The sequence below is a fragment of the Micromonospora sp. MP36 genome (assembly GCF_008119785.1).
In the GTDB taxonomy this organism is placed as follows: Bacteria; Actinomycetota; Actinomycetes; order Mycobacteriales; family Micromonosporaceae; genus Micromonospora.
In genome coordinates this window covers 41,614-64,741 of record NZ_VSFA01000029.1, presented here as the reverse complement: position 1 = coordinate 64,741, position 23,128 = coordinate 41,614, and the positions used below count along the sequence as shown (strand labels likewise).

The window sequence follows — 23,128 nt, the reverse complement described above, 5'->3', positions numbered from 1 at the left end:
CTGTCACCCCCGACCCGCTCGGACTCTGCCGTCAACGGTGGCAGACCGGGGAGCTCCGCGCGGCCGATCCGGGGCCCTGACACGGGCCGATGTTCGCGCCCGCAGGCGCCTGGGGCCCCGCGACCCGTCGGGTCGCGGGGCCCACCGGCGTCACCAGGTCGTGGGCTTGCCCTTCTGGTAGAGCCACACGTCGAAGAAGGCGTCGAGGTCCTGCCCGGACTCCCGCTCGGCCAGGGCGATGAAGTCGGCCGTGCTGGCGTGGCCGTAGCGGTGGGTCGCCGCCCACTGGCGCAGGATGCGGAAGAACGTCTCGTCGCCGACCTTGCCGCGCAGCGCGTGCAGGGTCATCGCACCCCGGTTGTACGGGATGCTGCTGAACATGTCCACGGGGCCCGGGTCGGCGAGGACCGTCTGCCAGAACGACGACGACGCGGCCCGCCCGTAGTTGCTGCTGCTGTTGAACGTCTGGTTGACCGACGCGCCGCCGTTGTACTCGGTGTACATCCACTGGGCGTAGGTGGCGAAGCCCTCGTTGAGCCAGATGTCCGACCAGCGCTCCGGCGAGACGCTGTCGCCGAACCACTGGTGGGCCAGCTCGTGGGCCATGGTGCTGACACTCGCCGTGTTGGAGAAGATCGGCTTGGTCTGGGTCTCCAGGGCGTAGCCCACGTTCGGGGCCCGGTCGATGATCGCCCCGGTCGAGGCGAACGGGTACGGGCCGAACTGCGCGGAGAAGAAGTCGATCATCTTCGGGATCTGCGACACCGCACTCGCCGATCCGGCGACCAGCCGCGGGTCGACCGCCACGTACACCGGGATCCCGCTCGGCGTGGTCGACTCGGTGACCACGAAGTTGCCGATGGTGACCGTCGCCAGGTAGCTGGCCATCGGCTCGGTCGAGTCCCAGACGAAGGTGGTCCAGCCGTCCCTGGTCTCCTGGGAGAGGAGCTGGCCGTTGCCGACGGCGGTGAGGCCCTCCGGCACCTTGGCGGTGAACCGGTAGGTGGCCTTGTCGGTCGGGTGGTCGTTGGTGGGCAGCCAGGCCGGCGCGCCCTGCGGCTCCCCGGCGACGAAGGCGCCGTCGTCGGTCGGCACCCAGCCTTCAATCGACTCGTCCGGGTCGGTGATGACGCTCGGTACGCCGGCGTACTTCACCACCACGGTGAAGGTCTGCCCGGCCTTGAGCTTCGGGCGCGGGGTGACGATCAGTTCCTGGCCCTCACGGGTGAAGTCGTGCGCGTGCCCGTTGACCGTCACCGAGGAGACGTCCGGCCCGCGGAAGTCGAGGTTGAACCGGTCGAGGTCCTGGGTGGCGATCGCGGTGATCGTGGCGGTGGCGTCCATGAGCCGGGTCGCCGGGTCGTAGGAGAAGTCGAAGTCGTAGTGCTGGACGTCGTATCCGCCGTTGCCCTGGTCCGGGAAGTAGGGGTCGTGGACGCTCGCCGCACCGGCCGAGTACCGGGGGGCGCCGGGGTTGCCCGGTGCCGCGCCGGCCGCGTCCGGTGCCACCGCCGACCCGGCAGCCACTAGGGCGACCGTGGCCAGCGCGGCACCGCGCAGGCGTGGGATGGTCATGGGAATCCTTCCTGTGGGAAGACCGCTGGCCTTCGGGGGGTTGGCCCTATCCACCCGCACCGAGGCGGCGCCGTCAAGATCTACAGGCCAGCCATCGCCTTTACGGCCACCCGGTCCCGCCCACCAGGGGAGCGTCCCGGAGCCGGGTGGCCCGGGATCTCTGACGGAACCGGGCTGTCGTCGCGGGGTGCCGCGCGAGGTCCTTCGCCCCGGTGCGTACCGAGCCGGGCGGCCGTCCCGGCAGCCGGGATCCACCAGGGACGGATGGATCCCGGCCCGCCCGGTCAGCCGGCGACGCCGGCCAGGTAACGCTCGGCGGCGTCCGGCGTCATGAACCAGTCCCGGAAGTCGTTCGGATCGCTGAAGCCGTTGGCGAAACGCCGGGCGACCACCGGATTCCCGGCGGCGGCCCCGAGGATCTGCTGCACGTGCGGCGGCAGCGGTTGCAGCATCGCGTTGGTCCAGCCGGTGACCGCCTCGCCGGTCTCGGCCCAGAACCGCTCGAAGGTCTCCGTCATCCACTCCCGGTCGAACGGCTGGTCGCCGCGCTTCACGATCGACCCCAGGTACGAGTACGCACACTTGGCGGCGGTGTTGCTGCCCTGGCCGGTGATCGGGTCGTTGGCCACCACCACGTCGGCCATGCCGAGGACGAGCCCGCCCGAGGGCAGTTCGGCCACCGGGTGGCGGACGGTCGGGGTGTAACGGCCGGAGAGGGTGGCCCGGCCGTCGGTCAGCTCCACGTCGGCGCACCGCTCGTAGACCCACGGGGTGTAGCGGCGAGCCAGGTCGAGGGTCAGTTTCAGGTGCTCGGCCGGGTCGCGCCGTTCGGTCCACAGGTCCAGCGGACCGCCGGGCACCGCCTCCCAGAACAGGATCTCGCAGGGGCCGGAGTGGGTCAGCCCGGGAATGACGAACAGCTCACCCAGCCCCGGTACGGCGTTGAAGCCGACGTGCGGCATCGGCAGCAGCGGGTCCGGGGTCATCCCGTGCACGTACGCCACGGCCAGCCCCCGCTGCGGCGTGTCGTAGACCGAGCGCTGCGGGTCCCGGTCGAAGACGCCCACCAGGTCGCCCTTGCCGGCGGCCACCACGGTCAGGTCGTACCGGCCGAGCCGGGTCAGCCCGTCCAGGTCGGCGGTGGTCACCGTCTGGTAGAGCACGGTCCCGCCGCGCTGCTCGAACAGCTCCAGCCAGGTGGCCATCTTGATCCGCTGGTCGGTGCTCTGCGCCGGTTCGTCGATCGGGCCCGGGATCCGCAGCGCCCGCTCGCCGGGCGGGGCGGACAGCGAGACCTGCAACCCCTCGATCCGGGGCGCCTGGTCCTGCCACAGGTCCAGCCCGTACCGGCGTTCGGTGGCCAGCGCGCTGCCGAACATGGCCTGGGTGCTCATCACCCAGCCGCGGCGGATCTCGTCGGGCGTACGGGCGGACATGACGGTCACGTCGTAGCCCTCGGCGAGCAGGCTCAGGGCGAGCTGGAGCCCGGACTGTCCGGCTCCGACGATCAGGATCTTGCGCATCGTTCCTCCAGGTTGGGCTACCGCGCCGCGAGGGCGCCCGCGGTGGGCCGGGCGGTACGGGACATGGTGTGCTCCACGACCGTCAGCAGGGCCCGCGCCACCGACGACGGGTCACGGGCGTCGCAGGCGGTCAGCGGTACGCCGGCGGGCAGCGCGAGCGCTTCGCGTACCTCCTCGAGCGGGTGGTGCAGCACCCCGTCGAAGAGGTTCACGCAGACCACGAACGGCAGGTCGCTGTCCTGTTCGAAGTAGTTGACCGCCGGGAACGCGGCGGCCAGGTTCCGGGTGTCGGCGAGCACCAGCGCGCCGACCGCGCCCCGGCACAGGTCGTCCCACATGGGCCAGAACCGGGGCTGGCCCGGCGTGCCGAACAGGTACAGCACGAGGTCGGGGCCGATGGTCAGCCGGCCGAAGTCCATCGCCACCGTGGTGGTCTTCTTGTCGATCCCCGGGTCCATCCGGTCGACGGTCTCGCTGGCCGCGGTCATCCACGCCTCGGTGTTGATCGGCGGGATCTCCGAGATGGACCCGACGCAGGTGGTCTTGCCGACGCCGAAGCCGCCCGCGATGACGATCTTCGCCGAGGTCAGCAGCGGAGTGTCAGGCAAGCTTGCGGAGGCCATCGCGAAGTCTCTCCAGGAGGCGGAAGTCGACGTTGTGGTGGTCGGCGTGGATCATGAGCCGGTCGGTGGCGGCCAGGTCGTCGACGACCACCCGGGTCACCCCCAGCGACATCCCGCAGGCCGCGGAGAGTTCGGCCACCGAGCGGGCCGCCCGGCGGGCGTGCTCGTACAGCGTCCGGGCCTCGGGCAGCAGCCCGGAGGCGAAGACGGCGTCGTAGTGCGGCACCGACACCAGGGTGTGCACCAGCAGCGGCTGCCGGGTACGGGTCCGCCCGGCGGTCAGCACGTACGGCCGCACCTTCCAGTAGGTCATCGGCATGATCGGCTCCTTCGGCCCGTCACCGGGGCTGACTGGCGGTCATCCGGTGCAGTTCGTGGCGGACCTGCGGGGTGAGGGCGTGCCACACCGCGCCGACGAACTGGGTCATCCGGTACGAGACGACCCGCAGGTCGCAGCCGGGAGCGGCGGCCACCGCCAGCCCCGCCGACTCGCCGACCCGCATGAACAGCAGGTGCCCGCGGGGCAGCCGGACGGTCAGGTACTCGGAAGGGCCGAGGTCCAGCAGGGACGCGCTGCGGTCGGCCATGCTCAGCAGGCCGGCGGTCAGCGCGGAGAGCTGGTCGCCGAGGTCGCGGCCGACGCTGCCGGAGGCGGCGAGCTGGAGGCCGTCCAGCGAGACGAGCATCGCGTGGGTGACCCCGGGTACGTCCTCGGCGAACTGACGGATCAGCCAGGCGCAGTCCGGCAGCCCCTGGCCGGTGCTCGCCGGGCCGGTGCGTTGGTAGGGGTGGGTCATGGCTGCTGTCCTTCGTGGCTGGTGGTCCGCGCGTCGCTGACGCCGGCGGCGAAGGCCGCCGTCTCGTCCGGCCACGCCTCGGGTGGGGATCCGGCATCGGGGTCGGCCGGTTGCCGCGCCGCCGCCGTGGGGTCGTCCCGGACGCTCGCCGGTACCCGTTTCGGCAGGCCACCGGCCGGCTGCTGGTCGGCGGTCGGGCCGCCCAGCGTGGCCAGGCGCACGGTGGGGGAGTGGGTGCTGTCCGGGGGCGTGGCCACGGGTCTGCTCCAGGGGTGGGTGCCGCCTCCGGCGGGCGCGGGTGGCCAGGCCGGCGGCGGGGTGGGCATGCCGGCCTGGCCGGGTACCGGCCCGGGCGGGGGTGGCCAGGCCGGCGCCGGGCTGGCGGGGTCCGGGCCCGCCGGGGCGGGGATCTCGCAGAGCAGCCCGCCGGGGACCAGCACGGTCGCCGTGGTCCCGCCGGAGGGCCGGTTGGTCAGGGTGACCCGCAGCTGGTGGGCGACGGCCAGGTGGGCCACGACGGCGAGCCCGAGGTGGGTCGTGGGGTCGAGGGTGGCCGGGCTGAGCGGCCGGCCGCCAAGCAGGGCGTTGAGCTGGGCCAGGTGATCAGGGTGGAGGCCCACCCCGGCGTCCTCGATGCGCAGCAGGGTGCCGCCGTCCTCAGTGATGAACGCCGAGACGATCACCGGGGCGGTGGGCGGGGAGAACCGGGTGGCGTTGTCCAGCAGTTCGGTGAGCACCCGGATCACGTCGTCGGCGGCGAACTCGACCACCGCCAGGTCCAGCACGTGGCCCACCCGGATGCGGGCGTAGTGCTCGACGGCCGAGCTGGCCGCCCGGACGACGTCGACCAGGGGGACGGTCTGCGGGTTGGCGTCCTCGACCCGGCGGCCCAGCAGGACCTGGAGGTTCTCCGCGTGCCGCCGGATGCGGGTGTTCGCGTGGTCGATCCGGTAGAGCCGCTCCAGCCGGTCGGGATCCTGCTCGTCGGCCTCCACCGCCTCCAGGTGGGAGCCCATCTGGTACGCCGACGCCATGATCCGCATCGCGAACTGCTCGCAGATCGCCGGCCAGGGACTGGGCGGCGGTTCCTGCGGGGGCGGCGGCTCGGGCGTCTCCTGTGGTGCGACGTCCCACTGCGCGACCGTCGGGTCCAACCAGCGCGCCGCCCGTTGTCGCCAGGTGACCCGGCGTCGACCGACCGAGGACATTGGGGTGATGTCGGTGCTTCTCACAAAATTACCGGCCCGTACGTGATCGTCGGCTCTGGCATGGTGCAGCAGTCAACCATCGTTTGTGTGCCGATTGCAACGGCCAAGGTCAACTTAGGGCGGTTTTCCCACCCGCCTCGCCGCGCTGCCACGAATGGTTGATCGGGCCGGACTGACAAAACGCAACAGCCGAACGGAGAAATCTTCACGACGTACCGGACGGTCGTCGGCCACCCGGACCGCTACCGCGACCCCGTCACCCGGCCGCCCCGACCGCCACTGCATGATCATGCGGAACGTCCAGGGGAGGAGATGGCGATGACGGTGGCGGTCCCGCGCGGCGGGCGAGTGCTCTTCATCGGAGACAGCATCACCGACGCCGGCCGGGACCGGTCCTGCGGCGACGACCTCGGCACCGGTTACGCGATGATGGCGGCGGCCTGGTTCACCGCCCGCCACCCCGAACACCGGGTCAGCTTCCGCAACCGTGGAATCTCCGGCGACCGGGTGCGCGACCTGCGCGCCCGCTGGGCGGACGACTGTCTGGCCCTCGCCCCACAGGTGGTGTCGGTGCTGATCGGCATCAACGACACCTGGCGGCGCTACAGCAAGCACGATCCGACCAGCGCCGACGAGTTCGCCCGCGACTACCGGCACATCCTCCAGGAGACCCGGCGGCTGGGTGCCCGCCTCGTCCTCGTCGAGCCGTTCGTCGTCCCGCTCGACGACGCCCAGCGCGGCTGGCGGGAGGACCTCGACCCGAAGGTCGACGTGGTACGCCGCCTCGCCGCCGAGTTCGACGCGACGCTGGTCGCGGTCGACGACCTGTTCCAGGCCGCCGACGTCGACGACCGGGTGTGGACCCGCGACGGCGTGCACCCGACCCCGTTCGGCCACGCCCTGATCGCTCAAGCGTGGCTGCGGGCGGTCACGCCGACGGCCTGAGGGCCGGGCGACGCGCGCCCGACCCCCGTCGACTCAGCCGGCCAGGTCGAGCTGGACGGTGGCGATCTCCCAGGCGCGCAGCGGCACCCGGACCAGACCGTCACCGTCGACCGGCAGGGGCGCGCCCGGCCGGCCGAGCAGGTCTGCCCGCCACGCGCCGCGTACGCCGCGCCCGGCCCCGATGACGGCGCCGGTGTCGCGGGTCGCCACCACCCGCAGCTCGATCCGGCCCGCCCGGTCCCGGACGCTGGTCAGCGTGACGCCGTCCCCGTCGACCGTCAGCCCGGTCACCGGCGCCGGCAGCCCGGTTGACGGGTCCCCGGCCCCGGCGAAGGCCAGCAGTTCGTGCCGGTACGCCTCGGCCGCCGCCGACACCCCGGCGGAGTCCCAGTCGCCCCGGAACGGCAGCACCGCCAGCTCGACGCTGCGCTCGCCCCGGCACTGCGCCTGCGGCGTGGGCAACTGCGGGCCGGCCGGTTCGTCCCGCAGGGCGTGCCGATTGCGGGACAGCATCCCGATCGCCCGCAGCACGGTGACCGCCAGCTCCCGGCCGGACTCGGTCAGCTCGTACTCCGTGGGCTGGGTCAGCAGCACCGCGAGCGAGCCCTCGGCGCCACCGGCGGCGACGAAGCCGGCGGCGGGGAAGGTCGGCAGCGGGACCTCACCACCGCCGCCCTCGGCGGTCAACCCCCGCGCCACGACCGCGAACTGCCCCTCCGCGTACGACGTGGCGGCCGGTGCCGGCAGTGGCAGGTGCAGCCGGACCCGGTGGTCGTCGCAGCGGTTGTCGAAGCTCAGCCGCAGCCGGACGAACCGCTCACCGGCCCGCACCTCCACCCGCGTGGTCACCGTGACGGTCTCCCGCTCCACCCGGCGCGAGCCCGCGTCCACGTCGGCGCCGACCGGCCAGCGGTACTCGCGGACCACGTCGAGCACGGCGACCACCGGACCCTGGTGCACCACGACGGTACGCACGGCCCGGGGCTTGTCGACCAGTTCGTCGGCGGCCGGTGGGGCGTAGTTGTAGCTGTCGCCCACGTCGCCGCCGTCGACGATCCGGCCGACCCCGTCGACGCTCAGGCCGTCCGGGGTGGACAGCCGCAGCGTGCCGTCCTCGGCCACCGTCACCCGCAGCAGACCGTTGTCGACCGTCCGGCCGTCCAGCACGACCGGCGCCGGCCGGGCGGTGCCGGTGGGCGGCGGTGCCGCGCCGGCCGCCGGGGCGATGTCGGTGGGCGGCGGTGTCGCGCCGGCCACCGGCAGGGCGACCGGGCGCACCGCGGCCTGCCCCAGCGCGGGGACGTCCACCAGCGCGGCGACGGTCACCCGCGGGGCGGCGACGATGCGCACCCGCCAGCTGTCGGGGCCGGTGGCCGCGGCGAGCGCGAGCCGGACGTCCTCGACGTCGAACATCGGGTCGCCGTGCCGGGCCACCTGGAATGTCAGGGTGGCGTCGGCGGCCGACACCGACCACGCGGTGACCTCCTGCCCGTACAGCTCCCGGCCGTGGACCCGGGTGAGGATCGCGGGCAGGTCGGCGGCCGGCACCACCTCGTCGGCGAGCAGCAGCGGGGCGTGGTCGAGGACCTGGACGGACGCCACCCGACCGTCCGCGGTGAGCAGGCCGACGGGTCCGTCCGCCGGCACCTCGACGTCCAGCCGGACCAGGGCCGTCCGGGCCGCCGGGGTCGGGTTGAACAGTAGGTACCCGTCGCGCGGCACCGCGCCGGCCAGCCGCGCCCCCACCAGGTCGCAGACGGCCCGCCCGAGCTGTTCCGCCTCGGCGAGCCGGGCGGCCACCTGCTCGGCCGTCTCGTCGCAGCCGCATCCGGTCACCGAGTCGTGGCAGCTCGCGTCGATCAGTCGGGTCCAGGCCATGTCCAGGAACCGCTGCACGGACGAGTCGTGGTAGAGGGCGGCGAGGGGTTCGGCGTACCGCTCGACGCGCCGCTCGGCCCGGCCCATCGCCTGCTTGAGATGGGCCCGTACCGAGATCACGCCGGGCAGGATGTTGGCCCGGGCGTGCGAGCGCAGCTCCCCGGCCACCGTGGGCAGCCCGTCCACCGTGGCCGGCTGGGTGGCGAAGTACTCCGCGAGGGTGCCGAGCCGCAGCCGTACGCCGTCGACGGCCGCGGCGGCCAGCAGGTCGGGGGCGTCCGGCGCCGGGGCGGCGTGGTCGGTGCCGTACATCGCGAGGATCGGCGTGTCGTCGCCGGTCGATCGCCAGCCGCGTAGCCGCTCGGCCAGCTCGGCGGCCCGGCGGGTGACCAGTCGCGGGTCGTCCATCAGCCCGGCGGCGTTGCCGTAGCCCCCGGGCAGGTACTCGGTGCGGAGCGCGGTGCCGTCCGGCGCCTGCCAGGCGAACGCGTGCGACCGGACCCGGTCCGGCACGCCCCGGAACACACAGGCGTGGGCCAGGCCCGCGCCGGCGAGCAGCTGCGGCATCTGCGCGATGTGGCCGAACATGTCGGGCAGATAGCCGACCGGCATGGCGCCGCCCAGCGCCGCGCTGCGCGCCAGCCCGCGCTCCAGGTTGCGGACGATGTTCTCCCCGGAGCAGAGGAACTCGTCGAGCAGGATCTGCCACGGCCCGATGGCCAGCCGGCCCGCCCGTACCAGCGCGACCACCTGCTCCCGGCGCTCCGGGCGCACCTCCAGATAGTCGTCGACCGCGGCGAGCTGGCCGTCCAGCGTGAACCGCTGGCGCTCGTCGGTCGCCATCCGGTCGAACACCTCGTCGAGCAGCGCCACGAGCCGCAGCCGGAACCGCTGGAACGGCTCGTACCACTCCCGGTCCCAGTGGGTGTGCGGGACCACGATGATCTCGGTCGGCCGGTGCATCAGCTCGCCGCCTCTCCGCCGATCGCCGCCCCGGTCAGCTCCCCGTAGCGGCGTACCACCTGTTGGCTGGTGCGCAGGTCGACCGCGCCCTCGGCGACGCCGGTCCGCGGGCGCGCGCCCGCGGTCACCATCGCGTGGAAGGCGACCAGTTCCTGCTCGAACGCCTCGGTCACCGACCGGAACTGCGTCCGCCGCTCGCCGCCGTCGTGCCGGTCCACCGCGGTCAGCGTGGTCGGGGCGTTGAGCAGGTACGGCGACGGGAAGACCAGCTCCAGCGTGCCCCGGGCGTGGTGCAGGGTGACCGTCTCCCGGTAGGCCGGGTAGTCCGGCAGGTGGAGCCACCGGATGCCGTACCGGCCGCCGGCGGCCAGCCGGCCGGAGATCTCCACCGACGGCTCGGATGGCCCGCCGGGCGCCAGCGGCCAGGTCGCCACCTGGTCCACCGTGGCCGGCGCCCCGGTGAACAGCCGCAGCAGGGACAGGTCGTGCGAGATGCTGTTGATCAGGATCTGGTAGAGGGCGCGCGCCCCGGCGTCCCCGCCCACCGCGGCGTCGAGCAGCCGCGCGTCGGCCTCCCGCAGCCGGGCCGCCGCCGCAGCCGGCACGTCGACCGGCGGCGGAGGCAGGTGGGCGAAGGTGAGCTGCTGCTCCCCGGCGGCGTGCAGGACGGTCACCTCGACCGCGTGCACCGCCGCCGCGCCGCCGACCCCGTCCAGCAGGCGGGCGGCCTCGACCACCGCCGGGTCGTACTGCTTCATGTAGCCCACCATGAGCGCCGCCCCGGCCAGCCGGTCGGCCTCGGCGAGGGTGTAGGCGAGCGGCTTCTCGCAGAGCACGGGCAGTCCCCGGTCCCACGCCGCGGCGGCGAGTTCGCCGTGCGACCCGGACGTGGCCAGCAGCACCGCGTCGCAGCCACCGCCGTCGAGCATCTCGGCCGCGTCCGCGTACCGGCGGGCCGGTTCGACGCCGTACCGGTCGCCGAGCTCGGCCAGCCGCGTGGGCGACAGGTCGCTGAGCGCGACGACGTCGAACAGGTCGGCGCGGCGCTGCAGCAGGGGCAGGTGCACCGTACGGGCGATGATCCCCAACCCGGCGACCGCGATCCTGATCCGTTTCCCCGGTTCGGTCATCGCCGCACCTCCGCCAGCCAGCGCAGGTTCGCGCGCTGGTCGGCGCGGATCCGGTCCAGGTTCCGTCCCCGTTCGGGCGCGTCCTGCTCGATCACCAGCCAGCCGGCGTAGCCGGTCTCGTCCAGGCCGCGCAGCACCGCGGCGAGGTCGACGTCGCCGGTGCCCAGCGCGCAGAACCCGCCCGCGGCGACCACCTCGGTGAGGCCGCCGCCGGCGTCCCGTACCCGGCGGTGCGCGGCCAGGTCGGCGTCCTTGAGGTGCACCTGGCCGATCCGCCCGGCCCACCGGTGCACCGCCGCGACGGCGTCGCCGCCGGCCAGCGTCAGGTGCCCGGTGTCGAGGCAGATCGCCACGTCGGTCAGTTCCAGCAGCCGGTCGGCCTCCGCCTCGGTCTCCACGTCGGTGCCCAGGTGGTAGTGGAACACCGGTTCCAGGCCGCGCTCCCGGCACCGGTCGACGGCCCGCTGCACCCGGGCGGCGAAGCCCGGCCAGGCGGCGGCGGGCAGCGCCGAGGCCAGGTCCGGCGGGGTGCCGGGTCGGGCCATCCGCGCCGGGTTGGCGGCGCAGGCCAGCGTGGGCCGGGGCGCGAAGCGCGGGTCGTCGACCGGCCCGGCGGTGAACACGTCCAGCGCCGCGTCGAGCTGGGCCAGGTCCGCGGTGAACCCGTCCGGGTCGGCGAAGCGCAGGTCGACCCAGCCGCCGGCCAGCCCGATCCCGGCCGCGGCCAGCCGGCGGGTGAGCACCGCGCCGGTGCCGAGGTAGCCGATCGGCCCGGAGTCCACGCCGGCGTAGCCGTCGGCGGCCAGCGACGCGAGCAGGTCCTCCGGGCCGACATCCGGGTCGGTCGCCTGGTAGATGCCGTAGTTGACCGGAGCTCCGGCCACTCTGGTGCGTCCGGTCAGCTGCACAGTGCGATCACCTCCATGCGGTGGGATTCCAGGACGTGCAGCCCGTCGGCGGCCGGCAGCAGGCACCGGTCGCCGCGGACCACCCGGTGCCGGCCGTCGGGACAGCCGAGCAGCGCGCCGTCCGCGCCGAGCGCCAGCAGTTCGTCGCCCAGCCGCAGCAGCAGGGGCGCGTCGGGCCCCGCGGAGATGGCGGTGCGGCCGGCGGCCAGAGCGGCGCGGACCGCACCCTCGTCGGTGAGGTCGCCGTCGGCGAGCACCCAGGTGGTCGGCGCGCCGGGCAACGCGTCCGCGCCGGGCCGGTGGAAGTCGCTGCCCCCGACCGGTACGACGTCCGGCCGCCACGCCTGCGCCCAGGCGAGCGGGGCGCCCCAGGTGCGGTCCCACCAGCCCGAGTGCCACACCTCGGCGAGCCGGGTCCGGGTGGTGAGCGGCTGCCGCCAGGCGCAGTCGCCGCCGAGCGGGTGGTTGACCGACATCAGCCCACCGGCCCGCTCCGCCGCGGCGAGCCAGTGGTCGGCCGGCTCCCGGAAGTCGATCCAGGCCACCGGGCCGAAGACGTTGGCGTGCCCCCGGTCGGTGGTCACCTCCTGCCCGGGCACGAGCGTGATGCCGTAGTGGGCCGAGGCGCCGGGCAGCCAGGGGTGGTGGCTGACCGTGTTGTGGTCGGTGACGGCGAGGAAGTCCAGACCCCGCCCGGCGGCGAGGGCGGCCAGTTCGTCGATGGTGTACGCGCCGTCGCTGTGCACGGTGTGCGCGTGCAGGTCCCCGGCGAGCCACCGCCGGCCGTCCACCTCGGGCAGCGCCGGGCGGGGCGGCCGTTCCGGACGGGGCGGCGCCTCGGGCGCGGGCGGTGGGGCGGGGAAGCGGGTGCTGGTGGTGGCGGTGACCTCGTAGGGCAGCCCGTCGGGCGGGATCCGGTGCAGCCGCAGCAGCACCTGCCACTCGCCGGGTTCCAACTCGCCGGGCAGGTAGCCCGGGGTGGCCCAGTCGGCGGTGATGGTGAAGCCGTCGCGGGCGCCGCCCGACCAGCCGCGGAACCCGGCCGGACCCAGGCAGCCGAGGTCGAGCACGCCCGCGTCGCGGGGGTGGTCGAGTCGTACGGTGAGCGCGGCGGTGCCCGGGGGCACGGTGACCGGCAGGGCGCGCATGATGCTCTCCGCGCGGTCCCGCAGCGTCCACCTGCCCCGGTGCGTCACCATCTCAGGCGTCCGCCCCGACGCCGGTACGCGGCGCGGGCACCGATGGCGCGGCCGCGCCGGTGACCAGCTCGCCGTCCCGGTAGACCAGGGACCGCCCGGGTCGCGGCACCACCCAGCCGGTGTCGCCGGGCGCCGGCTCCCTCCCCTCCGGCACCACGACCTGCACGCTGGTCGCCGCGTCGTCCCCGGCCGGCACGTCCAGCGACACCAGGGAGAAGCTGCCGAGGTTCTCCACCACCACGACCTGGCCGGTGAGGGCGCCCGGCACGGGCTCGGGGGAGTAGTCGAGGTATTCGGGGCGGACGCCGTAGACCACCGGCTCGCCGTCGCTCAGCCGGCCGCGGACGTCCTCGGGCGCCGGCAGCCGCACCCCGGCGACGGCCAGCTCGTCGCCGTGCACCCGCGCCGGGACCAGGTTCATCGGGGTCGAGCCGATGAACCCGGCGACGAAGGTGTTGGCCGGGCGCCGGAACACCTCGGTCGGGGTGCCGACCTGCCGGATCCGGCCGCCCTCCATCACCGCGATCCGGTCCGCGAGGGCCAGCGCCTCGGCCTGGTCGTGGGTGACGAAGACGGTGGTGACGCCCAGTTCCCGTTGCAGCCGCTTGAGGAACGTGCGTGCCTCCAGCCGTAGCCGGGCGTCCAGGTTGGACAGCGGTTCGTCGAGCAGGAACACCTGCGGGTGGCAGGCCATCGCCCGGGCCAGCGCCACCCGCTGCTGCTGGCCGCCGGAGAGCTGCCCGGGCCGGCGGTCCAGCAGCGCCGACAGCCCCAGCTCGTCGGCCGTGGCCGCCGCCTTGTCGTGCCGGGCGGTCCGGCCGACCTTCTTGATCCGTAACGGGTACGCGATGTTGTCCCGCACCGTCATGTGCGGGAAGAGCGCGTAGTCCTGGAAGACCATCGCCACGTCCCGCTGCCCGGGCGGCAGGTTGGTCACCGCCCGGTCGCCGATGGACACGCTGCCGGCGGAGGCGAGCTCCAGACCGGCGATGGTACGCAGCAGGGTGGTCTTCCCGCAGCCGGACGGGCCGAGCAGGGCGAAGAACTCGCCATCGGCGATCTCCAGGTCGAGGGTGTCCAGGGCGCGTACCCCGTTCGGGTAGACCTTGGTCAGCTCGCGCAGGGTGATGGCGGACATCAGCGCTTGATCCCTCCGTGGAAGCGGAACCCGTACCTGCTGCTCACGAAGACGAACATCAGCGCCACCGGCAGCGAGTACAGCAGCGAGAAGGTGGAGAGCAGCCGCAGGTCGGCCTGCCCGCCCTCGGTGTAGAGGGTGTACATGATCACCGCGGCGGGGGCCTTGTCCGGGCCGCGCAGCAGCAGGAACGGCACCAGGAAGTTGCCCCACACGTTCGCCACCGCCCACACCCCCACGGTGGCCAGCCCGGGCCGGACCACCGGCACCACGATGTGCCGCATGATCTGCAACGCGCTGGCGCCGAAGACCCGCGCCGACTCCTCGTACGACGTCGGCGTGGCGTCCATGAAGTCCTTGAGGATGAAGATCGCCGCGGGCAGCAGGCCACCGCTGAGGACCAGGATCACCCCGAGCCGGGAGTCGATCAGGTTGAGCCGGAACGCCAGCTCGAACAGCGGCACCATGGTGGCCGTGCCGGTCACGATGGACGACAGCAGCAGCAGGCCGTAGAGCAGGCCGTCCCGCCCCGGCACCCGCACCCGGCTCAGCGCGTAGGCGGCCAGCGCGGCGAACACCACCACCAGGACGGCGGTGCCGCCGGCCAGCCACACCGAGTTGACCAGCGAGGTCAGCGCGTACGGGTTGTCCAGCAGGGTGCGGAAGTTGTCCAGGGTGAACCGCGGCAGCGAGATGCCGATCGTCGGGGTGTCGTCGAAGGGCGCGGTGGCCAGCCAGAGCAGCGGCAGGGCGAAGAAGGCGAGCACGAGGCAGAGGAAGACGTAGCGCCCGATGCGGGCCAGCACGTGCCGTACCGCCGCCCGCGCCGCCTGGTCGCGCACGCCCGCTCCCTTCCTTTGCGACTGCGGGTCGCAGAACCGGATCACTCTTCGCGCTCACGCCCGCTCCCGTCGCCGGCCCAGCATGCGCAGGTAGACCAGCGCGATGACCAGGTTGATCAGCAGCATGATGAACGAGATCGCGGCGCCGAAGCCCAGCTCGCCGCCGGACAGCGCCACCTTGTACACGTAGACCGCCAGGATCTCCGAGCGCTGCTCGGGCCCGCCGGCGGTGATCAGGAACGGCGTGAAGTCGTTGAACGTCCAGAGGCTGATCAGCAGCAGATTGGTCAGCACGTGACCGCGGATGCGCGGAAACACCACGTCGCGTAGTTGCTGCCCGGTCGACGCGCCGGCCAGCCGGGCGGTCTCCAGATGCGAGCGGGGCACGTTCTCCAGCGCCGCGGCGTAGAGCATCATCGAGAACGCGGTGCCCCGCCAGGTGTTGAAGATGATACGTGGCCGGGCTCGGCGAGGCCCTGGCCGGGGCCGCCGCGCTGGGCGTCGACCTGCCGTACCGGTTGTGCCGCAACGAGCAGGGAATGGTGCACACCGCCGCGGCGTACGCCCGGATGACCGACCGGCTGAGCACCCTGGCCTGCACCACCTCCATCGGGCCCGGCGCCACCAACCTGGTCACCGGCGCGGCCGGGGCGACCATCAACCGGCTGCCGGTGCTGCTGCTGCCCGGCGACCTCTTCGCCACCCGGCCGGCCAGTCCGGTGCTGCAGGAACTCGAGGACGTCCGCTCCTACGACGTCAGCGTCACCGACGCGCTGCGCCCGGTCTGCCGCTACTGGGACCGGATCAACCGGCCCGAGCAGCTGCCGGCGGCGTTGCTGGCCGCGATGCGGGTGCTCACCGATCCGGCGGAGACCGGGGCGGTCACCCTCGCCCTGCCGCAGGACGTGCAGGCCGAGGCGTACGACTGGCCGGAGGAGCTGTTCGCCGACCGGACCTGGCATGTGCCCCGCCCCCACCCGGACGACGCGGCGGTGCGGCGGGCCGCCGGGATCGTCACCGCGGCCCGCCGTCCGGTGGTGGTGGCCGGGGGTGGGGTGATCTACAGCGGCGCGACCGGGGTGCTGCGCGACTTCGCCGAGCGGCACGGCGTGCCGGTGGTGGAGACCCAGGCGGGCAAGGGTGCGCTGCCGCACGACCACCCGCTCTGCCTCGGCGCCGTCGGGGTCACCGGCACGGCGGCGGCCAACGAGATCGCCGCCGAGGCGGACGTGGTGCTCGGCATCGGCACCCGCTACAGCGACTTCACCACCGCCTCCGGCACGCTCTTCGGTGACGCCCGGTTCGTCAACCTCAACATCACCGGCTTCGACGCGGCCAAGCTGTCCGGCACCCAGGTGGTCGGCGACGCCCGGGAGAGCCTGACCGCGCTGGGTGCGGCCTGCGGCGACTGGGCCACCGCGGCGGCGTACCGGTCGGCGGTTGCGGACCTGGCCGCCCGGTGGGCGGCGGCGGTGGACCGCGCCCGGCACGCCGAGGCGCACGCCGCGCCGACCCAGGCGGCGGTCATCGGCGCGGTCAACGACGCCGCGGGCCCGCGGGACGTCGTGGTCTGCGCGGCCGGGTCGATGCCCGGCGACCTGCACAAGCTGTGGCGCAGCAGCGATCCCAAGGGCTACCACGTCGAGTACGGCTACTCCTGCATGGGCTACGAGATCCCCGGCGGGATCGGCGTGAAGCTGGCCGCGCCGGACCGGGAGGTGTTCGTCCTGATCGGCGACGGCTCCTATCTGATGCTGCCGAGCGAACTGGTCACCGCGGTCGCCGAGGGCGTCAAGCTGGTCGTGGTGCTGGTCGACAACCAGGGCTTCGCGTCGATCGGTCGGCTGTCCGAGAGCGTCGGCGCGCAGCGGCTCGGCACCGCCTACCGGGACCGGGCCGGCGGGCCGCTGCCGGTCGACCTCGCGGCGAACGCGGCCAGCCTGGGCGCCGAGGTGATCCGGGTGACCACGACAGCCGAGCTGCACGCCGGGCTGGCCGCGGCAAAGGCCGCGGACCGGACGACGGTCGTGCACGTCGCGACGGACCCGATGGAGCCGGGCCCGGACGGTGGCGCGTGGTGGGACGTGCCGGTGGCCGAGGTGTCCACCGGCGCGGCGGCCCGGGCCGCCCGGGCCGCGTACGAGACGGGGCGCAAGGCGCGCCGCGTCCACCTGCGCCCCTCCTGAGGAGCGACAGCGGTCCCGGCTGCCTCAGGCGGCGGTGATCGCCAACGACGACGGGGCGGCCGGTGGCTGCCAGGGCGGGGGCGGCGGCAGCTCGGCGGTCGGCCCGGCCGGGGCGTCCGGCTGGGTCTGGTCGACGGTCGGCGCGGCCTGCGCCGCCCGCAGCCCCTCCTGGGCGCTGGTCCAAGCGGCGCAGGGCCAGGCCACGCCGAGGCAGCTCCCGTTGTCGCAGGCGCCGTTCTCGTCCGGCTGGTGGGTGTCGGCCACGGCACTGGCGAGCCGCCACAGCAGCGGGTCGGTCACCTCGGCCGGACGGTCGTCGTCGCGGTCTGTGCTGGCGTCGGACATGGTCGGTCCCCCCTCTTCGAGCGGGCTCCTCCTTTCCAGTCCGCTGCTCGGCCAAACCTGCGATCGGCGATTTTCTGCCGCGCCCCGCCGTGGGCGGGCGCGCGGCCGGGCATAGGCTGGGCGCCGTGGCGAGGTACTACGACCTGCACCCGGACAATCCCCAGCCGCGGACCCTGCGGCAGGTGGTCGACCTGATCCGGGACGACGGACTGATCGCCTACCCCACCGACTCCTGCTACGCCTTCGGCTGCCGGATCGGCAACCGGGCCGGCCTGGACCGGATCCGGGAGATCCGCCGGCTCGACGACCGGCACCACTTCACCCTGGTCTGCCGCGACTTCGCCCAGCTCGGCCAGTTCGTCAAGGTGAGCAACGCGGTCTTCCGCCTGGTGAAGGCCGCCATTCCGGGCAGCTACACGTTCATCCTGCCGGCCACGCACGAGGTGCCGCGCCGGCTTCAGGAGCCGCGCAAGCGCACCGTCGGGGTGCGGGTACCGAAGCACACGGTCACCCAGGCGCTGCTGGCCGAGCTGGGCGAGCCGCTGCTGTCCAGCACGCTGCTGCTGCCCGACGAGGACGAGCCGCTGACCCAGGGCTGGGAGATCAAGGAGCGCCTCGACCACCAGCTCGACGCGGTCGTCGACGCGGGGGAGTGCGGGACCGAGCCGACCACCGTGGTCGACCTGTCCGGGCCCGAACCGGAGATCCTGCGCCGCGGCGCCGGGGACCCCTCGCGGTTCGAGTAGCCGCCTCCCAATTAACTGGTTTGTCCGCGCGCCGTCGGACTGCCGTACCACCATGTTGGTGCGGTGGCGTACTCCGTGAATCCTCCCGCCGCCGCACCACGGCGACCGGGGTGACGGGAGTACGACGTGGAAGCGCTCCTGCTGATCGCGGTGCTGGGAGCGACGGTGCTGATCGGCACGACGATCGGCGGCCGGTACCGGGTCGCGCCGCCCGTCCTGCTCATCGCCATGGGCGCGCTGCTCGGGGTGTTCCCACCGTTCTCGCACGTGGTGCTGCCGCCCGACGCGGTGCTGCTGCTCTTCCTCCCGGCGATCCTCTACCGGGAGAGCCTCGTCATCAGCCTCCGTGAGATCCGGGCCAACCTCGCGTCGATCGCGCTGCTCGCGGTGGTGCTCGTGGTGATCTCGGCGGGCGCCGTGGCGTACGCCGCCCGAGCCCTCGGCGTCGAGCCGACGGCAGCCTGGGTGCTCGGCGCCGTGCTCGCGCCCACCGACGCCGCCGCCGTCGCCGGCCTGGCCAAGCGAATGCCGCGCGGCATCCTCACCACGCTGCGCGCGGAGAGCCTGATCAACGACGGTACGGGGCTCGTGCTCTTCTCCGTGACCGTCGGCGTGATCGCCGGTGGCGCCTTCCCCGGGCCGCTCGGCCTGCTCGGCCGGTTCGTCGGCTCGGCCGCGGTCGGCATCGCCGCCGGTCTGCTGGTCGGCGGGGTGGTCGTGCTGATCCGCCGACACCTCGACGACCCGTTGCGCGAGGGCGGGCTGAGCATTCTCACCCCGGTCGTGGCCTTCCTGCTGGCCGAGTCGGTGCACTCTAGCGGCGTCCTCGCCGTGGTGGTCGCCGGGCTCGTGCTCTCCTACGCCGCCCCGCGGGTGATCCGGGCGCGCTCCCGGATCGTGGCGTTCGCGTTCTGGGACCTGTTCACCTTCATGCTCAACGGCAGCCTCTTCGTGCTGCTCGGCACGCAGATTCCGCGCACGCTGCGCAGCATTACCAGTCACTCACCGATCGAATCGCTCGGCATCGCGGCGGCGGTGACCGTGGTCGTGGTGGTGATCCGGATGATCTGGCTGCACCTGGCCGTCGGTGGCCTGCAGGCCCTTGACCGGCGCGAGTCCCGCCGGGGCCGCCGCTTCAACCGGGGGGAGCGGACCGTCGCCGGCTGGGCCGGCTTCCGCGGCGCGGTCTCCCTGGCCGCCGCCCTGGCCGTGCCGGTGACCACCCACTCCGGCACCCCGGTCCCGGACCGGGATCTGATCATCTTCGTCACGGTCACCGTCATCGTGCTGATCATGCTGATCCAGGGCACCACCCTGCCCGCCGTGGCCACCTGGGCCGGCCTGAGCGGCGACATGGAACGCGAGGACGAGGCCCGTCGCGCACGGATCCACGCCACCCAGGCCGGGCTGGACGCCTTGCCCCAGGTAGCCGCCGACATCGGCGCTCCACCGGATGCTGTCGACCGGCTCCGCTCCGACTACCAGGACCACCTCCACGACATCCGCACTCCGCAGGACGAGGACATGCTGCGGGAGCGGGAACTCGCCCGGCGGCTGCGACTCGGGGTGCTGGAGGCCAAGCGGCAGGAGTTGACCCGGCTACGGCGGACCAACCAGATCGACGACGCCGTGCTGCGCGAGGTGCAGGCAGCCCTGGACATCGAGGAGATCCGGCTGCTCGGCCCGACCGTCGAGGACTAGCTGCCCTCGGGGACGGCCATCTCGCCGAGCAGCGACCAGTCCTGCTGCGGAACGGTCACGTTGACGATCCGCGGCGTCTCGGCCAGGTGCGGCGGCAGCGTCCGCTGCGCCGTGCGGAAGTGCTCCGACTGCACGTGCGCGGCGCCGGCCTCGTCGTCCCGGAACGCCTCGACCAGCACGTACTCCGTTGAGTCGGCCAGGCTGCGCGACCAGTCGAACCACAGGCAGCCGGGCTCGGCGCGGGTGGCCTCGGTGAACTCCGCGACGATCTGCGGCCAGCGGTCGGCGTCCTCGGGCTTCACCCGGAACTTGGCGGTAATGAAGATCATGGCAATCAGGCTACCCACCGCGGGAGCCCGGGCGGGCGACGCCACCAGCGGTCCGCCACCCGGACACCGGGTCTCAGATCCAGGGCAGCGGGTCGACGGCCCGGCCGCCGAGACGCACCTCGAAGTGCAGGTGTGGTCCGGTGGAGGCGCCGGTCGAACCGACCAGACCGATCACCTGGCCGGCCCGGACCCGCTGGCCGGGCGACACCAGCAGCCGGGACTGGTGGCCGTAGCAGGTGGACAGCCGCTGCCCGGACGCCCGGCCGTGGTCGATGCAGGTGTAGTTGCCGTATCCGCCGTACCACCCGGCGCGGGTGACCCGCCCGTCGGCGGCGGCGACGATCGGGGTGCCGGTCGGGGCGGCGAGGTCGATCCCCGGATGCCGCTGCCAGACGTGGTAGTAGGGGTCGAACCGGACGCCGAAGCGGCTGGTGAGCCGGCCCGACAGCGGCCGGCCCAGCCGGCCGCCGCCTGCGACGACCCGCGCCGTCGGCGCCGTCGCGGGGGCGGTCACCGAGGCGGAGCGGGCCCGCCGCTCGATCTCCTGCCGCAGGGCCGCCTCCTCGCGCTGCCGGCCGGCGAGCTCTTCCTGACCGGAGGTGATCGCGGCGGACAGGGCGGCGGCGCGGCCGGTGGGCGTGTCGAGCAGGTCGGTGGAGTCGGCCACGGCCAGGGCCGGCGCCGGGTCACCGGCCGGCGCCGGGCCACCGGTCCAGGCGGTCAGCAGTTGCAGCACCGGATCGGGTTGGCGCTGCACCGTGGCCAGGTCGTCGCGGGTGCGGGCCAGGATGTTCTGCAGGTACTGGATCCGGCGCTCGACGTCGGTGAGCGCGGCCACCTGCCGGGCGTCGGGCGTGTCGGCGGCGTCCACCGGCGGCTGCGGGTACAGGTCGGCGCCGGGGTCGGCGGCGATGAGCGCCGGGGCGGACCCGGGATCGACGGTCGGCGCGACCGCGGCCGGGGCTGCCGGCCCGCCGGCCCGCGGTGGCGCGCTCGACGAGGTCGGCGTCGGTCCCGGGGTGTGCCCCGTGGCGGGGCCGGCCGACGGCGAAGTCGTCGGCCGGGCGGTGGGCGGCTTCAGCGACGGTGGCGTGAGCGAGGGCAGGGTGATCGACGGCAGCGGCAGGGGCGGCAGCGACACGGGCGGCAGCGACACGGGCAGGACGGTCGGCAGGGGCAGCGGACCCTGCGCCGCCGCGCTGCCGGACCCGGCATCCAGCCAGGTGGACGTCGTGACCAGGGTCGCCGCCCCGGCGACCGCCGCCAGCGTCGTCCGCCGCCACCACCGTCGATCCATGCCGCACTCCTGACGCGCCTGCCTCCGCCTGCTACATCGGATCCGGCCGCCCGGTCGTAACACTTTCCGCCCGACGCTGCCGCAACCGTCGACGGGTCAGCACCGCCCCGGCCGCGGCCACGCCCGCCACCACCACCGCCAGGACGGTGGGCACCCGCATCGACCGGGGCGCCGCCGGGCCGACCGGCGCCGCCGCCTGCGGCTCCGTCGGCGGATCCGTGGGCGTCGCGGTCGAGCCGGGCACCAGGTAGGCGTTGCTGGCGATCTGGGCCTCGTTCTCCGGCATCTGGTCGGAGGTGAGGCTGACCCGGTTACGGACCACCGTCCCGGGTGTCGCACCCGGACGGACCCGCCCGGTGATCGTGATCCGCGGCGCCGGTGAGCCGCTGGCCAGCCGGATGTCACCGAGGTCGCAGACCACCTCGCGGGCGGTCACCGAGCACCAGCCCGGCTGGGCGCGCGCCGTGACCCGCTCCAGATCCGCGGTGGTGGTGAACGTGATCCGCGCGGCGACGAGAGTCGCCGTGCCGGCGATCGTGACGGTGTGGGTGACCTGCTGCCCGGGCAGCGCGCCGAACGGGGCCGAGGTCAGCACGGGAGCGGCGTCCAGCGGCGGGCTGGGCGTCGGCGTCGGTGCAAGACCCATCACGGCGGCCGTGATGGCCACTGCGGACGCGGCAACCGCTTCCCCCATCCCCACACTCTAGGCCCACCGCCGCCCGTCCGCCCGCCGAACCGGACGGACCGCCGGGCCTCGACCGGCGGCGGACGTCACCTCCGTCGAAGCGTACCGACGTCAACTCTTCCTGGCCGTGGTCAGCAGCTCCGCCGCCCGCCGGTCGGCGAACGCGGTGACCGCCTGCTGACCGGCGCCGAAGACGATGGCCACCCCCAGCAGGGCGGCGGTGCTGCCGACCGTGGACTCCACCAGGCCACCGATCGCAGCATGATGCCGACCACCGCGACCAGCGGACCGACGGCCAGCTTCAGCAGGCCCTGCTGGAACGGCAACTTGTAGGGCAGCCCGCCGGAGCGCGACGTGATCATCGACGGGAGCGCGCTGATGAACGCGCCCAGCGCGCCGGCGAGCAGCACGAAGAACAGCAGCCGCCACGCCGGCACGCCCGCCGCGTCGCCGGGCGGCTTGAGCAGGTGCACGTCCCGGCTGCGCCACTGCACCAGGACCAGCAGCGCCTCGGCCAGCAGCGCGAACACGGAGATGCCCAGCATCCGGTTGCGCAGCCGGCGGGCGGACTCGTGGAACTCGTCTGACGCCTGGTGGTAGCGCAGCAGCAGCGCCCGGACCTTGGCGCGGAAGAGCTCCGGCTCGGCCAGGTCCTTCGTCGCGTCGAAGTCCAGCAGCACCTTGTCGTCCGCCTTGAGGAACTGGGCGGCCGAGTCCCGGTACGCGGGCAGCAGCCCGAGCAGCTCCGCCGGCGTTCGCAGCTCCACCATGGCCCGCTCAACCGTGTGGATGGTCTGCCAGGCGTACTCGATCTTCCCGCCGCGCAGCCAGTCGACCACGTCGCTGCGGCCGAGGAGGGCCTCCACCCCGGACAGCTGCCGCTGGAGCGGGACGGCCCCGGGGGCGGTGGTCGGGTCGCGGGCGGCCAGGCTGGCCAGCTGCTGGTAGAGGTCGTCGACCTTGGTGCGGACCCGGACCTGCCAGGCGGCGGCGGGCACCGCGCTGGTGCCAGCGCCGGTGTTCCCGCTCCGGACCGCGTCCTCCGGCGGGTCACCGGGCGGGGCGTCGTGCTGGGTCATGGCGTGGCCTCCGCTCACCGGCCGGTCGGTC

22 protein-coding genes are annotated in these 23,128 nt (G+C 74.0%); 4 read left to right on the top strand and 18 right to left on the bottom strand.

The features are described from left to right. Positions 1 to 150: 150 nt before the first annotated feature. The 6 genes from FXF52_RS20235 to FXF52_RS43885 all read right to left on the bottom strand — a co-directional run bounded on the left by FXF52_RS20235 (position 151) and on the right by FXF52_RS43885 (position 5,750). The gene (locus FXF52_RS20235) at positions 151 to 1,575 is read right to left on the bottom strand and encodes a M1 family metallopeptidase (RefSeq protein ID WP_148798853.1); all 1,425 of its coding nucleotides are present in this window, start codon (positions 1,573 to 1,575) and stop codon (positions 151 to 153) included. A gap of 284 nt (positions 1,576 to 1,859) precedes the next feature. Further along, a complete protein-coding gene (locus tag FXF52_RS20230; protein ID WP_148798851.1) occupies positions 1,860 to 3,098 on the bottom strand; it encodes a styrene monooxygenase/indole monooxygenase family protein in 1,239 nt (412 codons plus the stop codon). A gap of 17 nt (positions 3,099 to 3,115) precedes the next feature. Next, positions 3,116 to 3,721 (bottom strand): ATP/GTP-binding protein, encoded by a 606-nt coding sequence (locus FXF52_RS20225; RefSeq protein WP_187413602.1) that lies wholly within the window; start codon positions 3,719 to 3,721, stop codon positions 3,116 to 3,118. Further along, positions 3,699 to 4,040 carry a DUF742 domain-containing protein gene (locus FXF52_RS20220; RefSeq protein ID WP_222870589.1) on the bottom strand — a complete coding sequence of 114 codons (342 nt, stop codon included), beginning with the start codon at positions 4,038 to 4,040 and terminating at the stop codon, positions 3,699 to 3,701. The genes FXF52_RS20225 and FXF52_RS20220 overlap by 23 nt, the downstream gene beginning before the upstream one ends. A gap of 19 nt (positions 4,041 to 4,059) precedes the next feature. After that, the gene (locus FXF52_RS20215) at positions 4,060 to 4,518 is read right to left on the bottom strand and encodes a roadblock/LC7 domain-containing protein (RefSeq protein ID WP_148798849.1); all 459 of its coding nucleotides are present in this window, start codon (positions 4,516 to 4,518) and stop codon (positions 4,060 to 4,062) included. After that, positions 4,515 to 5,750, bottom strand: coding sequence for a sensor histidine kinase KdpD (locus FXF52_RS43885; RefSeq protein WP_148798847.1), 1,236 nt, complete (start codon positions 5,748 to 5,750; stop codon positions 4,515 to 4,517). Before FXF52_RS43885 ends, FXF52_RS20215 begins: the two co-directional genes overlap by 4 nt. A gap of 294 nt (positions 5,751 to 6,044) precedes the next feature. On the opposite strand from FXF52_RS43885, the gene FXF52_RS20205 reads away from it, so the two are divergent. Continuing rightward, positions 6,045 to 6,671 (top strand): SGNH/GDSL hydrolase family protein, encoded by a 627-nt coding sequence (locus tag FXF52_RS20205; protein ID WP_148798844.1) that lies wholly within the window; start codon positions 6,045 to 6,047, stop codon positions 6,669 to 6,671. A gap of 33 nt (positions 6,672 to 6,704) precedes the next feature. Here FXF52_RS20205 and FXF52_RS20200 read toward each other — a convergent pair whose 3' ends face one another. Genes FXF52_RS20200 through FXF52_RS20170 form a run of 7 tightly spaced genes read right to left on the bottom strand, consistent with a single transcriptional unit; the run spans position 6,705 to position 15,179 of the window. Beyond that, positions 6,705 to 9,512 carry a glycoside hydrolase family 38 C-terminal domain-containing protein gene (locus FXF52_RS20200; RefSeq protein WP_148798842.1) on the bottom strand — a complete coding sequence of 936 codons (2,808 nt, stop codon included), beginning with the start codon at positions 9,510 to 9,512 and terminating at the stop codon, positions 6,705 to 6,707. Beyond that, the gene (locus tag FXF52_RS20195) at positions 9,512 to 10,642 is read right to left on the bottom strand and encodes a Gfo/Idh/MocA family protein (RefSeq protein WP_222870588.1); all 1,131 of its coding nucleotides are present in this window, start codon (positions 10,640 to 10,642) and stop codon (positions 9,512 to 9,514) included. Before FXF52_RS20195 ends, FXF52_RS20200 begins: the two co-directional genes overlap by 1 nt. After that, a complete protein-coding gene (locus tag FXF52_RS20190) occupies positions 10,639 to 11,550 on the bottom strand; it encodes a sugar phosphate isomerase/epimerase (protein ID WP_222870587.1) in 912 nt (303 codons plus the stop codon). Before FXF52_RS20190 ends, FXF52_RS20195 begins: the two co-directional genes overlap by 4 nt. Further along, positions 11,541 to 12,749: a CehA/McbA family metallohydrolase gene (locus tag FXF52_RS20185; protein ID WP_148798841.1), complete on the bottom strand. Its 1,209-nt coding sequence runs from the start codon at positions 12,747 to 12,749 to the stop codon at positions 11,541 to 11,543. The genes FXF52_RS20190 and FXF52_RS20185 overlap by 10 nt, the downstream gene beginning before the upstream one ends. Position 12,750: 1 nt before the next feature. Continuing rightward, positions 12,751 to 13,887 (bottom strand): ABC transporter ATP-binding protein, encoded by a 1,137-nt coding sequence (locus tag FXF52_RS20180; RefSeq protein ID WP_148798838.1) that lies wholly within the window; start codon positions 13,885 to 13,887, stop codon positions 12,751 to 12,753. Beyond that, a complete protein-coding gene (locus FXF52_RS20175; protein WP_187413601.1) occupies positions 13,887 to 14,729 on the bottom strand; it encodes a carbohydrate ABC transporter permease in 843 nt (280 codons plus the stop codon). Before FXF52_RS20175 ends, FXF52_RS20180 begins: the two co-directional genes overlap by 1 nt. Positions 14,730 to 14,783: 54 nt before the next feature. Beyond that, complete coding sequence (locus tag FXF52_RS20170; protein ID WP_255472146.1) at positions 14,784 to 15,179, bottom strand: carbohydrate ABC transporter permease; 396 nt, start codon at positions 15,177 to 15,179, stop codon at positions 14,784 to 14,786. A gap of 5 nt (positions 15,180 to 15,184) precedes the next feature. On the opposite strand from FXF52_RS20170, the gene iolD reads away from it, so the two are divergent. Further along, on the top strand, positions 15,185 to 16,915 hold the full coding sequence (iolD, locus tag FXF52_RS20165) for a 3D-(3,5/4)-trihydroxycyclohexane-1,2-dione acylhydrolase (decyclizing) (protein ID WP_148798835.1): 1,731 nt from the start codon (positions 15,185 to 15,187) through the stop codon (positions 16,913 to 16,915). 24 nt (positions 16,916 to 16,939) lie between these two features. On the opposite strand, the gene FXF52_RS20160 is transcribed toward iolD, so the two are convergent. Beyond that, the gene (locus FXF52_RS20160; protein WP_148798833.1) at positions 16,940 to 17,260 is read right to left on the bottom strand and encodes a hypothetical protein; all 321 of its coding nucleotides are present in this window, start codon (positions 17,258 to 17,260) and stop codon (positions 16,940 to 16,942) included. Between the two features lie 125 nt (positions 17,261 to 17,385). On the opposite strand from FXF52_RS20160, the gene FXF52_RS20155 reads away from it, so the two are divergent. Together FXF52_RS20155 and FXF52_RS20150 are read left to right on the top strand one after the other, a co-directional pair. Continuing rightward, entirely contained in the window at positions 17,386 to 18,006 is a 621-nt protein-coding gene (locus tag FXF52_RS20155; protein WP_148798831.1) for an L-threonylcarbamoyladenylate synthase, read from the top strand. 126 nt (positions 18,007 to 18,132) lie between these two features. Beyond that, positions 18,133 to 19,707 carry a Na+/H+ antiporter gene (locus FXF52_RS20150; RefSeq protein ID WP_187413600.1) on the top strand — a complete coding sequence of 525 codons (1,575 nt, stop codon included), beginning with the start codon at positions 18,133 to 18,135 and terminating at the stop codon, positions 19,705 to 19,707. Here the strand turns inward: FXF52_RS20150 and FXF52_RS20145 are convergent. The 4 genes from FXF52_RS20145 to FXF52_RS20130 form a co-directional block, all read right to left on the bottom strand. Further along, on the bottom strand, positions 19,704 to 20,036 hold the full coding sequence (locus tag FXF52_RS20145; RefSeq protein WP_148798829.1) for a putative quinol monooxygenase: 333 nt from the start codon (positions 20,034 to 20,036) through the stop codon (positions 19,704 to 19,706). The genes FXF52_RS20150 and FXF52_RS20145 overlap by 4 nt on opposite strands. A gap of 73 nt (positions 20,037 to 20,109) precedes the next feature. Beyond that, positions 20,110 to 21,333 (bottom strand): M23 family metallopeptidase, encoded by a 1,224-nt coding sequence (locus FXF52_RS42495; protein WP_222870585.1) that lies wholly within the window; start codon positions 21,331 to 21,333, stop codon positions 20,110 to 20,112. 31 nt (positions 21,334 to 21,364) lie between these two features. Continuing rightward, entirely contained in the window at positions 21,365 to 22,027 is a 663-nt protein-coding gene (locus FXF52_RS20135) for a hypothetical protein (RefSeq protein ID WP_148798827.1), read from the bottom strand. Between the two features lie 122 nt (positions 22,028 to 22,149). Then, a complete protein-coding gene (locus FXF52_RS20130) occupies positions 22,150 to 23,097 on the bottom strand; it encodes a hypothetical protein (RefSeq protein ID WP_255472143.1) in 948 nt (315 codons plus the stop codon). Between the last annotated feature and the right edge of the window lie 31 nt (positions 23,098 to 23,128).

Excerpts from the sequence above, each read along its gene's own strand:
- FXF52_RS20235 (WP_148798853.1), bottom strand. The coding sequence starts at position 1,575 with ATGACCATCCCACGCCTGCGCGGTGCCGCGCTGGCCACGGTCGCCCTA.
- FXF52_RS20230 (WP_148798851.1), bottom strand. The coding sequence starts at position 3,098 with ATGCGCAAGATCCTGATCGTCGGAGCCGGACAGTCCGGGCTCCAGCTC.
- FXF52_RS20225 (WP_187413602.1), bottom strand. The coding sequence starts at position 3,721 with ATGGCCTCCGCAAGCTTGCCTGACACTCCGCTGCTGACCTCGGCGAAG.
- FXF52_RS20220 (WP_222870589.1), bottom strand. The coding sequence starts at position 4,040 with ATGCCGATGACCTACTGGAAGGTGCGGCCGTACGTGCTGACCGCCGGG.
- FXF52_RS20215 (WP_148798849.1), bottom strand. The coding sequence starts at position 4,518 with ATGACCCACCCCTACCAACGCACCGGCCCGGCGAGCACCGGCCAGGGG.
- FXF52_RS20205 (WP_148798844.1), top strand. The coding sequence starts at position 6,045 with ATGACGGTGGCGGTCCCGCGCGGCGGGCGAGTGCTCTTCATCGGAGAC.
- FXF52_RS20200 (WP_148798842.1), bottom strand. The coding sequence starts at position 9,512 with ATGCACCGGCCGACCGAGATCATCGTGGTCCCGCACACCCACTGGGAC.
- FXF52_RS20195 (WP_222870588.1), bottom strand. The coding sequence starts at position 10,642 with ATGACCGAACCGGGGAAACGGATCAGGATCGCGGTCGCCGGGTTGGGG.
- FXF52_RS20185 (WP_148798841.1), bottom strand. The coding sequence starts at position 12,749 with ATGGTGACGCACCGGGGCAGGTGGACGCTGCGGGACCGCGCGGAGAGC.
- FXF52_RS20180 (WP_148798838.1), bottom strand. The coding sequence starts at position 13,887 with ATGTCCGCCATCACCCTGCGCGAGCTGACCAAGGTCTACCCGAACGGG.
- FXF52_RS20160 (WP_148798833.1), bottom strand. The coding sequence starts at position 17,260 with ATGTCCGACGCCAGCACAGACCGCGACGACGACCGTCCGGCCGAGGTG.
- FXF52_RS20145 (WP_148798829.1), bottom strand. The coding sequence starts at position 20,036 with ATGATCTTCATTACCGCCAAGTTCCGGGTGAAGCCCGAGGACGCCGAC.
- FXF52_RS42495 (WP_222870585.1), bottom strand. The coding sequence starts at position 21,333 with ATGGATCGACGGTGGTGGCGGCGGACGACGCTGGCGGCGGTCGCCGGG.
- FXF52_RS20135 (WP_148798827.1), bottom strand. The coding sequence starts at position 22,027 with ATGGGGGAAGCGGTTGCCGCGTCCGCAGTGGCCATCACGGCCGCCGTG.
- FXF52_RS20130 (WP_255472143.1), bottom strand. The coding sequence starts at position 23,097 with ATGACCCAGCACGACGCCCCGCCCGGTGACCCGCCGGAGGACGCGGTC.